We start from the raw sequence: 13,366 nt of genomic DNA on the forward strand, positions 1-13,366 counted from the left end.
ACTAAGGGCAATTGAACGAAAAGGGGTATCCTCATATGAAAAATCAATTTTTCAATGCACATCATTCACCGGTAGGTGCGTTTGCAAGTTTTACACTTGGATTTCCTGGTAAAAGCGGCGGTTTCGACTTAGAGCAAGCGCGGCCTCCTAAGCAAAATATTTATATCGGTCTTGAATCTAAAGAAGGTGGTACCTATGATTCGCTGCCTTTCTTCGAGCAAGCAGTAGAAGATGAAAGCCAACGCTATGATATTGAGAATCCGGATCCGAATCCGAATAAAAAGAAGTTGCTGTTTCCTTTTGCCCAAGAGGACATTCGCAGAGATTTCAAAGTCAGCACAGATACCTGGAAGGCTGGCGATTTGGAATTCAGTTTGATTTCACCGACCCAGTCGGTTCCAGATCCTGCAACGGCGGGTGATGATGAGCTTCGCTTAGCCCTAGTCCCAGCTATTTTGGCAACGATTACAGTCGATAATACGCAAGGCACTTCGTCTCGAAGAGTATTCTTCGGTTATCAAGGCAATGATCCGTACAGTGCTATGCGCCGGTTGGATGATACGATGGGGGATGCCGCGGGAGTTGGACAAGGTCGGATTACGGCCATTGTTTCACGAGATCCGGACGTGCGTTCAGGGTTATATTTTAGTATCGAAGATATTTTAAACATGAAAATTGTTGAGAACTTGACCTTCGGGCTTGGCACGGTGGGAGCTTTATTCGCAGATACTCCTGCTGGAGAAAAACGTACGTATCAATTCGCCATTTGTTTCCATCGTTCGGGTATCGTTACTGCGGGGCGTGATGCTTCCTATACTTACGCCCGTTTATTCTCAAATATTGAAGCGGTTGCTGATTACGCATTGGGGAATTTCGAGCAGCTTGCTGCGCTTGCCCAAAGTTCAGACGCAAATATCGATGACTCTCCATTGTCCGCCGATCAGAAATTTATGCTTGCACATGCCATTCGCAGTTACTACGGCAACACGCAGCTTCTCGATATGGATCATGAGCCATTCTGGATCGTCAATGAAGGCGAATACCGTATGATGAATACGTTCGATTTGACTGTAGATCAATTATTCTATGAGCTGGCGGTGAATCCTTGGACAGTTCGTAATGAGCTGGACATGTTCGTGAAACGTTATAGCTATGCAGATAAAGTTTGCTTCCCTGGGGACCCGACTGAATATCCCGGTGGGCTTTCTTTTACACATGATATGGGGGTAGCCAATACGCTTTCACGACCAGGATACTCTGCGTATGAACTTTACGGCTTAGACGACTGCTTCTCCCATATGACGCATGAACAATTAGTGAACTGGACATTATGTGGAGCAACGTATGTGGCACATACGGACGATCAAGCGTGGCTGCAAGCGAATCTAACGATTTTTGACCAATGTTTAACAAGCATGCTCAATCGCGATCATCCGAATCCGGAACTGCGCAATGGTGTGATGTCATTAGATAGCACGCGCACCATGGGTGGAGCAGAAATCACAACCTACGACAGCTTAGACGTCTCACTTGGGCAATCCCGTAACAATATTTATATGGCGGGCAAATGTTGGGCAGCGTACGTAGCTATGGAATCCATTTTCGCTCAAAATGGCAGAGAAGATCTGGCACTTATTGCTAGTGAGCAGGCAATGAAATGCGCCCAAACCGTGACATCGTACGTGACAGAAGCGGGATACATTCCAGCCGTTGTTGGTGAAGGCAATGATTCCAAAATCATTCCAGCCATCGAAGGCTTGGTATTCCCTTATTTCACAGGCAATAAATCAGCGCTTGATCTGAATGGTCGCTATGGCTTTTATATCGAAGCATTGAAGCGTCACTTGGATGTTGTACTTGTTGCGGGCACTTGCCTCTTTGAAGATGGTGGCTGGAAGCTGTCGTCGACGAGTAATAATTCGTGGTTGAGCAAAATCTATTTGTGCCAATTCGTAGCACGTGAAATTCTTGGTCTAGTGTGGGATGAGACCGGTGCTGCAGCTGATGCAGCGCATGTGGCATGGTTGACTCACCCAACATTATCCATTTGGAGCTGGAGTGATCAGATCATCTCTGGTGAGATCACGGGCAGCAAATATTACCCGCGCGGTGTGACCAGTATTCTTTGGCTGCTGGAAGGCAAATAAGTTGGAGAAAAGCAACTAGAGCGAAAAGCTTTGGTTGCTTTTTTGTTGGTTATTTTTGTAAAATGAAGCGAGATGGTAAGAGAGCGAGATGAATGTTCAATGAAAGCCTACAGGTTTGGTTACTTGTTGGTCATCGTATGGCTCATATGGATGTTCTATGGATTTAACACGTATAATGATGGTTTAGAGGAAAGTAAGATGTTTTACATTTTAGGAATAGCAGCTTTAGGGCTTATCATTTTTCCTATTTATTTTATAGGTGTTTATGCATTCGGGTCATTTGTACGAAAAAAGAGGTAGATCTATAATAAGTTGTATGCGATGTATGCCGTTATTTGAAATGGGAGTGCTGATACGATACCTAGGAGGAGAATCTTTTGAATAAAAAAGTGGAATTGCCACAGCTTCTTTTTGAAGATCAGTTTTCATTTGAGAAGTGGCTTGAACTTAATCATAGTACGTCAACGGGGATCCGGCTGCAAATTGCTAAGAAAGGTTCTCGACTTGCAACTGTTACATACGACGAGGCGCTTGAAAGTGCTCTACTTTATGGCTGGATTGATAGCCAAAAGGAAAAGGCGGACGAGCACAGTTGGTTGCAGCGGTTTACTCCGCGTGGGGCTAAGAGTATTTGGTCCAAAATAAATAAGGAAAAAGCTGAAGGGCTGATTGAGCAGGGGAGAATGAAGCCATCAGGTTTGAAAGCGATTGAAGCAGCCAAACGGAGTGGTGAATGGGAAAAGGCGTATGAATCACAAAGTAACGCTTCTATACCGGATGATTTTGCATTGGAATTAGAGCGAAACACAGAGGCGAAGGCTTTCTTTGAAACGCTTGATCGGCAAAATAAATATGCGATTTGTTTTCGTATTCATACGGCAAAGAAGCAAGAGACTCGTGTGAAACGCATACAAGAATTCATCATGATGCTCGAGAATGGGGAGAAGATCTATCCGTAGATGCGTTAGCTCGATCAGAATTGGGGAATGATGGAGATGAAATTATTATTTATTTGCAGCAGAAATAAGTGGAGAAGTTTAACGGCGGAGAAGATATTCGATAATCGAAATGAATACGATGTAAGATCGGCAGGTACAGAGGACGGAGCTCGAATAAGAGTTACTGAGGGGCATATTGGCTGGGCTGATCTCATTTTTGTCATGGAAAAAAAGCATGTCAGAAGATTACAAGCTAAGTTTCCAATCGAAATCGGAAGCAAGCGGATTATATGTTTAGATATCCCGGATGATTATCGATACATGGATGAAGCATTAATAGAAATTTTGGAATCAAGAGTTTCTGAGCATATTGACATTTAATCACACAATCTTGGAGTTGACAGCATTGGAAATTAAAATCATACCCAAAGAAGCTACATGGCAGCTGCGACACCAGGTCATGTGGCCTGAGAAGGACTTGGCATACGTGAAACTTGTCGACGATGATGCCGGCATTCACTACGGATTATTCGAAAGGGATCAGCTTGTATCGGTGGTGTCCCTTTTCATAGAGGGTAAAGAAGCTCAGTTTCGTAAATTTGCTACGTTGGAAACGCATCAGAACAAGGGACTAGGCACACAACTCCTTACATTTATGTTGGATGCAGCGTCGCAAGCGGGAGTGGAGCGGATTTATTGTAATGCGAGGAGTAGCAAAGCACTGTTCTATGCTAAATTTGGCTTTCAGGAGACGACAACTAGGTTTACCAAAGGCGGCAAGGACTACCTGATAATGGAACGCTGGTCACATCCAGTAAACTTAAGGAATGGAAAGGAAACCCCACATCATGACTCATAAACTCTACTACGATTCCGCCTACCTGCAGGAATGGCAAACGTCTATCCGTCAAACGATCGAGCGTGAAGATGGTACTTATGTCCTCCTGGAGGAGACTGCTTTTTACCCGCATGGGGGAGGACAACCTTGTGACCTCGGTCATATCAATGGGATACCAGTTCTGGACGTTCTCTTGGAGGAGGACGAAGTTCTCCATAAATTAGAGCGTATGCCGGAAGGTTCAGAAGTAGCGTGCCAGATTGACTGGCAGCTCAGGTTCGACCATATGCAGCAGCACAGCGGGCAGCATTTGCTTTCGGCAGTGTGCCGAGATCTCTATGAAGCCAATACGGTGAGTTTTCATTTAGGGAAGGATTACTGCACGATTGATGTAGATAGCCTTGAGCTAGAGTCAAGTAAATTGGCTGCTATTGAGACCGAAGTGAACCGACGGATTTATCAAAACCACGTGATATCCAGCTATTTTGTTACACCGGAAGAGTTGGCGCTGCTTCCTCTCGTTAAACAACCGAAGGTGACGAAAAACATCCGAATTGTTGAAATGAAAGGCGTGGAGTATAACGCATGCGGAGGTACGCATGTTTCGTCTACGGGCGAAATTGGGATGATAAAGCTGATGAAAACGGAGAAGCAGAAGGGGAATACCCGTATCTATTTTAACTGCGGTTTCCGAGCACTAGCTGAATTTAACGAGCATATTCGAATTTTAGGTGCCTTGTCGGCGAAATTTAATACGAATAAAGATGAAATTATGGACCGGATTGAAAAGTGGGAGCTTGATCAGAAGCAAACGCAGTCTGAGCTTACATTGATCAAAGAAAAGCTGGACGATTATGTGGCGAAAGAACTTTTAACCGAATGTAACGGGCAAGTTATCGCTCACACATTGGAGGATACGACGCTTAAGGATTTACAAAGTTTAGCGACAAAACTTGCGTCTAAAACAGATCTGCCGATTCTACTCTTATCAGCCTCAGAGAATAAAGCCGTTTTAGCACACAATGGCAGTTACAAGCAATCATGCGGCATGTTTTTCAAAACCCATCTTGCCAGCTTTAATGGGAAAGGCGGAGGCAGCGATAAGATGGCGCAAGCGGGTTTTGCCAGTCGAGAAGAGGCATTAGCCTTCTACACGTTTGCAAAAGATCAGCTCAGTATGAGACTGGATGAATAAATCATTTTCAACCGGTAAATAGTTGACGATTAAGGAGGCATTCTCAAAGGTGATTGTACCTAGCGGATGCCTTTTTTCTTTTGAAAAACGAGGCCCGCAACAAGAAGATAGTCTGAAAATCCGACCATTACGAATAAAACCGAGGCCCGTAGCAGGAAGGTAGACGGAAAATCCGTCTATCTCGAGTAGAACCGAGGCCCCCAGCAAGAAGATAGACGGAAAATCCGACCATCTCGAATAAAACCGAGGCCCGTAGGAGGAAGATACTCGGAAAATCCGTCTATCTCGAGTAGAAACGAGTCCCAGAGCAGGAAGATACTCGGAAAATCCGTCTATCTCGAGTAGAACCGAGGCCCCCAGCAAGAAGAGAGACGGAGAATCCGACCATCTCGAATAAAACCGAGGGCCGTAGCAGTAAGATACTCGGAAAATCCGTCTATCTCGCAATAATCAAGCTCCACAGCTTCTCGCCAAGTTGTCTAGACTTAGTCACTTTAGGAATATTTAATATTTGGTTTAGCTGCAGTTAATTTCGATTGTTTATCTTTATAGTAGGAAGAGAACGAGGGAGATTGGAATCATGAGAACGATAACGATGACTCAGAAAAAGTGGCTTTTGAGCCTACATATCCTATTTTCGGCCATTATGCTGGGTACGAGTGTAACCTTTTTAATTTTGAGCATTACGGTTGCGAGCGCGGCGGATTCTAGTTTAGTTTTGGCATGTTATAAGGCGATGCATGTGTTATCCAAAACCTCCGTACGCGCTTCGATCATTGGTACGCTAGTAACGGGACTTATGCTTTCCGTTTGGACTCACTGGGGTTTGGTCAAATATTATTGGATCATAGCCAAAGAAATCCTTAGTGTGATTGCTGTGATCTTAGGGCCCTTCGGCATGTACATATGGACTCTGCAAGGAATTTCTTTACTTACGGACACGGGAGTAGGAGCTGCAGATCATGGCGCCTATGTGTCAAACATGGCCTACTTATTGTTAGGGATAGGACTCCAATTACTTTCATTAATTGCTATGTTTTTGCTTTCGGTCTTTAAGCCATGGGGCAAACGGAAAGCGAAGTAAAAAAACCTGCCATGCCCCTTACTTAAAGGGCTTGTCAGGTTGATCGCCGACTATTCCTAACTCGATGGTATCTTGATAAACCCTTCATTTTGAATATCGGATTGGAATTGAATGTTCATGGTTAATTGCGGGTAATAGTCAGTTCGCCAATGTTCTAACTCTTTTCGTGGGATTTTGGTTCTGAACCGCTGTCCGATTCCTAGAATGTCAGCTTCATTTTTTTGAATTTTTGTAAAAAGGTGTTGAAACCGTTCCGTCAGAAGCTTTTCTAATTCTTGTTTAATTAACGAATCAGAGGGATTTCCTTTTGTCTCAAGGATGACAACTTTCAATTTAATTTGACTATTCATTTTAGGCACATTGTCAATAAGCATGGTTGTATGATTCATCGTATTGCTAACAATGAGGACACTCGCATGATCCATCACTTCAATTTTCCCTAGTGTGCTATCCTTATTGAAGGCATTATATAGGAGAGTTTCGTCTGACGTGATTTGCCCGACCATTTTCCCATTTTTAACAATCGCAGAGCCTTCATATGTGCACGGCGAATTCTTTCCAGATTGTAGTACAGGAATAGCAATATCGTTGGTGTAGGAATAAATGCTACGATAAATTTGCCAAATTTGTGCTCTGGCAATTTGAGGGTTCCATCCGGCATTTTTTTCGAAAAAATCGTAAATGAAAGATCCTCTCGGCACTGCCGTTTTTACTCCGTTTGCAAAAAACTGCGTTAAGTCCTCATCACATATCGCGATGTAAGCTTTAGGTGATATTTCCCCACTTCTCATAAAACCAGCGATGATGTCTTTCATTCCTTGTTGTGCAAGTTTTTCTTCAATCACAATGACCTTAATATGGAGTAAGTCAATTTGCTTTTCTTTATTCATACTGATTTTATCAACCGCTTGAGATATCGTTTTACCTGATTCGGTGACCGTATTTAATTTTATCGAACTTTGTTGGAGTTCTGGGATTTGGAGAATGACTTTATATTCATCCTTCTGAAGGCTCACGCCCATAATCAAAGGTAAAGTGCGATGATTAATGTCCTTATTATCCCAACAACCGCTTAGAGCAATAATTAAGCATAAGCCAAGGAAAATTCGGAACATCCATTTAATTGTGTGCATGGCTCACCTTCCTCTTCGCTCGAAGCCCTAGAAAATAAATAGACAGAGGAACAGTTACGAGAATATAAATTCTTAAAGGCGTGTTCCACAACAACAGTTGTTCCACTTTCTTCAAGTCAGGAATCATCATACAAGAGATAAAGATAATAACCGAGAGTACAAGCATAAGATAATTCGGTTTAAAGAAAGGAAGGCATGTACTGATCATCCTGTTGGTATTCCACAAGGTCAGTGAGATAAAAAGCATAATGAATGTACTCAGTGTGAATAAGAAAAACATAGTAACTCTGTCGAAAACAAACCATGAAATATTAATCGTGTCGATGACGACAACGAAAGGATAATGCAGGGTTACAGCTGTTGCCTCTCCGAAGGTAAGAATTGGAAGATAAACAGATAAGATATAGAAAGGAATCAGGGCTAGTGACGCAAGGAGAATTTTTTTTCGTTGGTAAGTGACAAACGGTTGAACGAAACCGAGAAATAAAAAACCACCTGAGAAGGCAAATAAGCTTCGATAATAGGTTGGTTTCGTTAGGAAAGAGAAGTCTCGTTCGAAAAGGGGCACAGCATAGTACCAATCAATATGTTGGAAAGCAATGAAACAGATGATAAGAATTAATGGTAGAAAAAGAATGCCTAGCAGATTTCCCGTACGAAATATCGTTCCAACTCCTTTTGATCCCAGATATGTTGACACAAAGAGTAAAATAAACAAGATAGCCCAAATCGGTGTATTGGATAAAAAAACGATGGCAATAAGTTCAGTGAACGATCGCAGTGTGATTATACTTGTCATCAGTAAATACAGGAAAATCGGCAGGAAAAAAAGGAGAGATGCAACTTTCCCTGTGCTCAAATAAATTTGGATAATATCTTTTCCAGGAAAAAAACTCAGGCCTTTCATATAGAAAAAAATAACAACAAGTTGCAGAATAATCCCTGTAAGAATAACAATCCAATGGTTTGAACCTGTAGTGGCAATGATATCTTCGGGGTATGTGAAAAAGATAATTCCTAAATGAATGAGAATGTACATTAACACGACTGATGAACTTTTATCCATGATTACTTCGATCCTTTGCCACATTGATTTGAATATAAGGAACTCCAAACGTTTCAAGACTAGCAAGATAAGCACATACCAAAACTAAACCTGCTAATATGCCTAATACACCGTAAATTGCAGCTAGAAGAACTAATATATATTTAAATAGCCGGATGGAGAGCGAATTCTGAAACCCAACAACAGCTGAATTAGCAATGGTCGTAGCTGCCAGAATAATAATTAAGAGGTTACTCACTAATTTGGCTGCAACAATGGCTTGTCCGAGAATAATTCCACCGACCATTGTAATAGTGGGTCCGATACTTTTGGGCAATCGAACGCTAGCTTCCAGAATTAATTCTAAAATAATTAGGATCAATAGGATTTCTACTAGCGCAGTATAAGGTACGCCATCACGGCTTTGGGCAACAGCTAAAGCGATTTCAATCCGCAGCACTTCAGGATTAACGGCTACAAGAGCCACATATAAAGCGGGAACAAGTAATGTCATCAAGACACCAATGATTCGCAAAAATCGCAAAGCAAACATGATGGGAAGTGGATAATTATGATCATTTTCCAGTGCGAACATATCCCATAACAAGCTGGGTAGTACAAGTGCTAAGGGTAATCGGTCTACAAATAGAACGACTTTGCCCACACGTAAAGATTGGGCAACCTCTTGAGGAAGCTCCGTTGTGTGAAATTTAGAAATAGGCCCCCAGGAGGAAAGCCCCATTGTTTTCGAAAGGTTTTGTAAGTTGTGAACTTCCCTACTCTGGTTCAATTCGAGTTGACGAATGATATTATTGACTAATTTCATGTCAGCATGACCTTCTGAGTAGAGCAACGAAATCTTTTTTTGCTCACTAGTACCAACGGCAAATGATTTTACACGTAGACGATCCGAGCTTATTTGTTTTCTAACAATACCAATATTTTGATCAATGTCTTCAATAAAGGAGCTTAGAGGTCCTTGAAGTACATTTTCATTCGTTGGAGGTTCAAAAAAACGATTTAATAATTTGGGTACCGGTTGTGTAATGACATATTTATTAATGGTTTCAGAGTAAATAATTAATTTGCCCTCCACAATTGAGGACACAATTTCATTCGGATCAGATTCCTTCACTTCCCCGTACAAGCTCAGTAATTCTTCTATCGACGTATATGAAGATTTTGATCCCTCTAAGTAGATATGAAGTGTTTGTCGTGATTCGGCTAAATCAATAAGAGTGATCAGCCCCATTAAGCTAATAGGATTACCAGCTAGATAATCCTGTTGTAGAAAAAAATCATCATTATTTACGAACTTATTCTTAATTTCTTCTATTCGTGCCCCCATTGCCCTGATTTCTCCCTTATACGGTCATAGTTCTTGTTAGAATATCCCATTTATAAGAGTTCTATGCTTAGCGTAGAAGAATAGCAGCCACACAGCTTATTCATGATACTTTCATCAAAATATGTCCAATGCTCCATAAATATCGTCATGGTAACGTTTTCTATTAATCCGTATAGTAAGGGTGTGGTTAAGAAAATGAATGAAAGGGTGATACAGCATTCGGATTGGCAAGAAGTGGATCAATGAGAAAAGTAGTACGGGGATTGAGCAAATGAAACAGATACCAAAGCAAAAGGAAAGAGCGAGCTAAGGTCCATTGGCGTGGGAACTCCTTAGCATCGCTCTCGGTAGTGAGAATGAATTTCGACGAAATTCACAGCTCACTACAATTTTGACACAAATTCAGCAGGATACGCAAGCAAATCTTTGTGTGTTTAAAATTGAAGGGAGTTAACGAAGATGACGAAAATGAAAAGCTTACACATGATGGGTGCAGCAGGTTTATCGATGGCATTGGTTTTGGCTGGTTGTTCTTCAACGAAAACGGCAGAGACGTCTCCAGCTGCAGCATCACCTGCTGCTTCACAAGCGGCAGCGGCAACGAAAGCACCTGAGCCGGCAAAAAGCGGCGAGAAAGTTACGATCAATTTCTGGAATCCATTCTCCGGAAATGATGGTCCTTTTATGAAGAAAATCGTGGACAACTATAATAAATCGCAAGATAAATATACGGTGAAAATGACCATTCAACCGAATGCTGACTATTACAAACTGTTGGATACGGCGATTGCTACGAAGAAGGGCGTTCCTGATGTTGCGATTATGCATTTAGATCAAACACCTACGTACATTGCCAAGGATCTACTTCAGCCGGTGGATGCCATTGCGAAAGCAGTTGGGGTAGAGAAGAGTAATTTCCCGCCATCTACGGTGGAATATTCAACGAAAGATAACAACTGGTACAGCATACCGCTTGATATCCATCCGCTAGTTATGTATTACAACAAAGATTTGTTCAAAGCAGCAGGCATTGCAGCGCCTCCAACGAATCGTCAAGAGTTCGTAGAAGACGCGAAGAAATTAACGGACGCATCCAAAGGTATTTGGGGAGCGGCGATGCCAACCTTCTGGATCCAGAACTTCTTGTTCCCGACGATTTTGTTCCAAAACGGTGGCGATTTCTTAGATGATAAAGGGAACATCGCTTATAACTCACCAGCAGGTGTAGAAGCTGTAACCTTCATGAGAAGCTTGACGGAAATGAAAGTTTCACCTCCAACTGTAGCGGCTGATGGCGATTTCAACTTGTTCCAACAAGGGAAAAGCGCGATGCACTTCAACGGTCCTTGGTCCAAGGATGCTTTCGATAAAGCGAAAATTAACTATGGTGTAGCACCGGTGCCACAACTTGGTACAGTGAAACAAGCCGTATTCGCTGGTTCCCATAACTTCGTCATTCCGAAATCGACGACAGATGCTGCTATCCTTGCAGGTGTGGGTGACTTCTTGAAGTTCGTGAACACGAACTCCATTGATTGGGCAGAATCAGGTCAAGCGGTTGCTTCCAAAGTGGTTCGTGACAGTTCAGCATTCCAAGCAATGACACAGCAACAAACGGAAGTAGCAAAAGAGTTCGATTATGTGAAATTTGCACCAAAAGTGTTGAACTGGGGTCCGATTTCCGACAGTATCTGGAGTGAGCTTGCCAATGCGCTACAAGGTAAAAAAGATCCAAAAGCGGCACTCGATGACGCAGCAGCGAAATCAACAGCAGCGATGAAGAAATAGCGATAGCAAAGAAGGGGAGGCGGGTATCTTGTACCCGCCTTCCATTTTAAAGAATAGGAGGGAATCTTGTGCCTACAACATCACATTGGAAATCAAAGCTGACGTCAAGCTTATTCATATTACCTTATCTTATCGCCTTTCTAGCCTTCACGCTGATTCCGATCATCTATGGATTCATTATTAGCTTAAAACAATACAATTTGCTCGATCCGGTGCATCCCTATGTGGGCTTCGATAATTACGTGAAGATTTTTACTAAGGGTACACAGGAAAATGACCTCTTCTTCATTGGCATGAAAGCAACCTTGAAATTCGTTGTCTTTTCCGTTCCTTTTCTCGTCATTGTTGGTTTGGGCTTTGCTTTACTACTGAATGCACTACCAACAAAACTGCGTTCCTTCTTCCGATCCATCTATTTCATCCCATATGCGGTTTCAGCGACGGTTATGGCTGTTATTTGGAAGCGGATGTTCGATGTTACCGGTGGATTTCTTAATTTACTTTTAGCTAAAGTGGGTATTCATGAGTTTGATCCGATTCCCTGGCTGCTTGATAAGCCATTCGTCTGGTTTGCACTCGTCATTGCAACATTATGGTGGACAATTGGCTTTAACATGATTATCTTCGTCAATGCGCTGAATGGCGTGCCGGAGGATTTGTATGAAGCAGCCAAAATCGATGGCGCGAATGGCTGGGAAAGACTGAGAGGGATTACGCTGCCTTACATCAGACCCGTGCTGATCTTCGTGTTGATTACGTCAACTATCGCTTCCTACAACGTCTTCGCCCAACCCAATCTGATGAGTAACGCAGGGGATGAGACCAAGGTTCTCCTGATTGGCATTTTGCAAACGGCGTATACAGCTCGAGAAATAGGTTCGGCCTCCGCCATGGCGATTCTTATGGGCTTAACGATCATGATCGTATCCGTGATTCAATTCAAAGTCACCAATAGGAAGGAGTAGACGACGTTGAAATCACTCAAAATCTTTTATGTGCTGCTCGCTTCGATCCTGGGTATTATTTTCATACTACCGATATTATGGATGGTTTCCAATTCGTTCAAGACCGATGTAGAAGTGATGGCGCCGGTATTTCATTTATTTCCGCAACAATTTACGTGGGATAACTTCCATACGATTTTTGTTGGAGGGGATGTTGAGGTTCCTATTTTCCGTTGGATGTTTAACTCCTTTTTCGTCGGATTTGCGGCAACACTCCTAGTGGTCCTCCTGGATGCGATGGCGGCTTACGCGTTAGCGAAGTTAGATATTCCTTTCAAAAAGACGTTGTTTGCCTTATTTATTGGCTCCATGATGGTGCCAGGTATTATTTCCTTCCTGCCGCAATATTTGAACTTCAGTAATTTGAACCTCATTAATACGTACTATGTGTTGATTCTGCCCTATTCGGGCGGTGCGCTTGGTGTCTTTATGTTGATTCAGTTTTTCCAAGGATTTCCGAATGAAATTATTGAAGCAGCGAGGATCGATGGTGCGAATAAATGGCAGGTATTTGCATCCGTTTTGATGCCATCGTCGGTTTCAATTGTCACCACGCTTTCGATCTTTACATTTATGAGTGTATTTAATGACTATGTGTGGCCGTTCTTTACGGTAACGGATCTGGAGATGCGGACGTTGACGGCAGGTGTGGCGGTTATGGCAACGGGAAGCTTCACACAATCGTATGGTAAATTAATGGCGCTTGCGACATTATCGACCGTGCCGACGTTAATTATATTCCTGATTGGTCAACGCCAATTCATTCAATCCATCACAGCAACAGGGGTTAAACAGTAAATGGGGTCATCATTCATCATGACAGGCGCTAGGTAGAGGTGTGTGAAT

At 42.6% G+C, this 13,366-nt stretch carries 12 protein-coding genes; 9 read left to right on the forward strand and 3 right to left on the reverse strand.

Annotation, left to right across the window (positions count from 1 at the left end; translation table 11 throughout):
• The first annotated feature begins 35 nt into the window (after positions 1-35).
• The 6 genes from A8709_RS16415 to A8709_RS16445 all read left to right on the forward strand — a co-directional run bounded on the left by A8709_RS16415 (position 36) and on the right by A8709_RS16445 (position 6,202).
• On the forward strand, positions 36-2,147 hold the full coding sequence (locus A8709_RS16415; RefSeq protein ID WP_065853456.1) for a glycoside hydrolase family 52 protein: 2,112 nt from the start codon (positions 36-38) through the stop codon (positions 2,145-2,147).
• 377 nt (positions 2,148-2,524) lie between these two features.
• On the forward strand, positions 2,525-3,106 hold the full coding sequence (locus tag A8709_RS16425; RefSeq protein ID WP_065853458.1) for a YdeI/OmpD-associated family protein: 582 nt from the start codon (positions 2,525-2,527) through the stop codon (positions 3,104-3,106).
• Positions 3,107-3,142: 36 nt separating this feature from the next.
• Positions 3,143-3,466, forward strand: coding sequence for a low molecular weight protein tyrosine phosphatase family protein (locus tag A8709_RS16430; RefSeq protein ID WP_208607692.1), 324 nt, complete (start codon positions 3,143-3,145; stop codon positions 3,464-3,466).
• A gap of 25 nt (positions 3,467-3,491) precedes the next feature.
• Entirely contained in the window at positions 3,492-3,944 is a 453-nt protein-coding gene (locus A8709_RS16435) for a GNAT family N-acetyltransferase (protein ID WP_208607693.1), read from the forward strand.
• Positions 3,934-5,118, forward strand: a complete 1,185-nt coding sequence (locus tag A8709_RS16440) for an alanyl-tRNA editing protein (RefSeq protein ID WP_065853460.1) — start codon at positions 3,934-3,936, stop codon at positions 5,116-5,118. The genes A8709_RS16435 and A8709_RS16440 overlap by 11 nt, the downstream gene beginning before the upstream one ends.
• A 580-nt stretch (positions 5,119-5,698) precedes the next feature.
• Positions 5,699-6,202, forward strand: a complete 504-nt coding sequence (locus A8709_RS16445) for a hypothetical protein (RefSeq protein ID WP_065853461.1) — start codon at positions 5,699-5,701, stop codon at positions 6,200-6,202.
• Positions 6,203-6,258: 56 nt separating this feature from the next.
• Here the strand turns inward: A8709_RS16445 and A8709_RS16450 are convergent, their stop codons facing one another.
• From A8709_RS16450 to A8709_RS16460, 3 genes are read right to left on the reverse strand one after another with little or no spacing between them, the layout of a single operon-like run.
• On the reverse strand, positions 6,259-7,335 hold the full coding sequence (locus tag A8709_RS16450; RefSeq protein WP_065853462.1) for a Ger(x)C family spore germination protein: 1,077 nt from the start codon (positions 7,333-7,335) through the stop codon (positions 6,259-6,261).
• Complete coding sequence (locus A8709_RS16455; protein ID WP_065853463.1) at positions 7,322-8,401, reverse strand: GerAB/ArcD/ProY family transporter; 1,080 nt, start codon at positions 8,399-8,401, stop codon at positions 7,322-7,324. The genes A8709_RS16450 and A8709_RS16455 overlap by 14 nt, the downstream gene beginning before the upstream one ends.
• Entirely contained in the window at positions 8,394-9,728 is a 1,335-nt protein-coding gene (locus A8709_RS16460) for a spore germination protein (RefSeq protein ID WP_065853464.1), read from the reverse strand. The genes A8709_RS16455 and A8709_RS16460 overlap by 8 nt, the downstream gene beginning before the upstream one ends.
• Before the next feature lie 459 nt (positions 9,729-10,187).
• On the opposite strand from A8709_RS16460, the gene A8709_RS16465 reads away from it, so the two are divergent.
• From A8709_RS16465 to A8709_RS16475, 3 genes are all read left to right on the forward strand, one after another.
• Positions 10,188-11,516: an ABC transporter substrate-binding protein gene (locus A8709_RS16465; RefSeq protein WP_065853465.1), complete on the forward strand. Its 1,329-nt coding sequence runs from the start codon at positions 10,188-10,190 to the stop codon at positions 11,514-11,516.
• 68 nt (positions 11,517-11,584) lie between these two features.
• Positions 11,585-12,481 (forward strand): carbohydrate ABC transporter permease, encoded by an 897-nt coding sequence (locus A8709_RS16470; protein ID WP_065853466.1) that lies wholly within the window; start codon positions 11,585-11,587, stop codon positions 12,479-12,481.
• Positions 12,482-12,487: 6 nt separating this feature from the next.
• The gene (locus A8709_RS16475) at positions 12,488-13,318 is read left to right on the forward strand and encodes a carbohydrate ABC transporter permease (RefSeq protein ID WP_065853467.1); all 831 of its coding nucleotides are present in this window, start codon (positions 12,488-12,490) and stop codon (positions 13,316-13,318) included.
• Positions 13,319-13,366 lie beyond the last annotated feature (48 nt).

Origin of the sequence: Paenibacillus pectinilyticus (genome assembly GCF_001700435.1) — a bacterium.
GTDB classification, from domain to species: domain Bacteria; phylum Bacillota; class Bacilli; order Paenibacillales; family NBRC-103111; genus Paenibacillus_E; species Paenibacillus_E pectinilyticus.

Coding starts and splice junctions, on each gene's coding strand:
- A8709_RS16415 (WP_065853456.1), top strand. CDS start 36: ATGAAAAATCAATTTTTCAATGCACATCATTCACCGGTAGGTGCGTTT.
- A8709_RS16430 (WP_208607692.1), top strand. CDS start 3,143: ATGAAATTATTATTTATTTGCAGCAGAAATAAGTGGAGAAGTTTAACG.
- A8709_RS16440 (WP_065853460.1), top strand. CDS start 3,934: ATGACTCATAAACTCTACTACGATTCCGCCTACCTGCAGGAATGGCAA.
- A8709_RS16445 (WP_065853461.1), top strand. CDS start 5,699: ATGAGAACGATAACGATGACTCAGAAAAAGTGGCTTTTGAGCCTACAT.
- A8709_RS16450 (WP_065853462.1), bottom strand. CDS start 7,335: ATGCACACAATTAAATGGATGTTCCGAATTTTCCTTGGCTTATGCTTA.
- A8709_RS16455 (WP_065853463.1), bottom strand. CDS start 8,401: ATGGATAAAAGTTCATCAGTCGTGTTAATGTACATTCTCATTCATTTA.
- A8709_RS16460 (WP_065853464.1), bottom strand. CDS start 9,728: ATGGGGGCACGAATAGAAGAAATTAAGAATAAGTTCGTAAATAATGAT.
- A8709_RS16465 (WP_065853465.1), top strand. CDS start 10,188: ATGACGAAAATGAAAAGCTTACACATGATGGGTGCAGCAGGTTTATCG.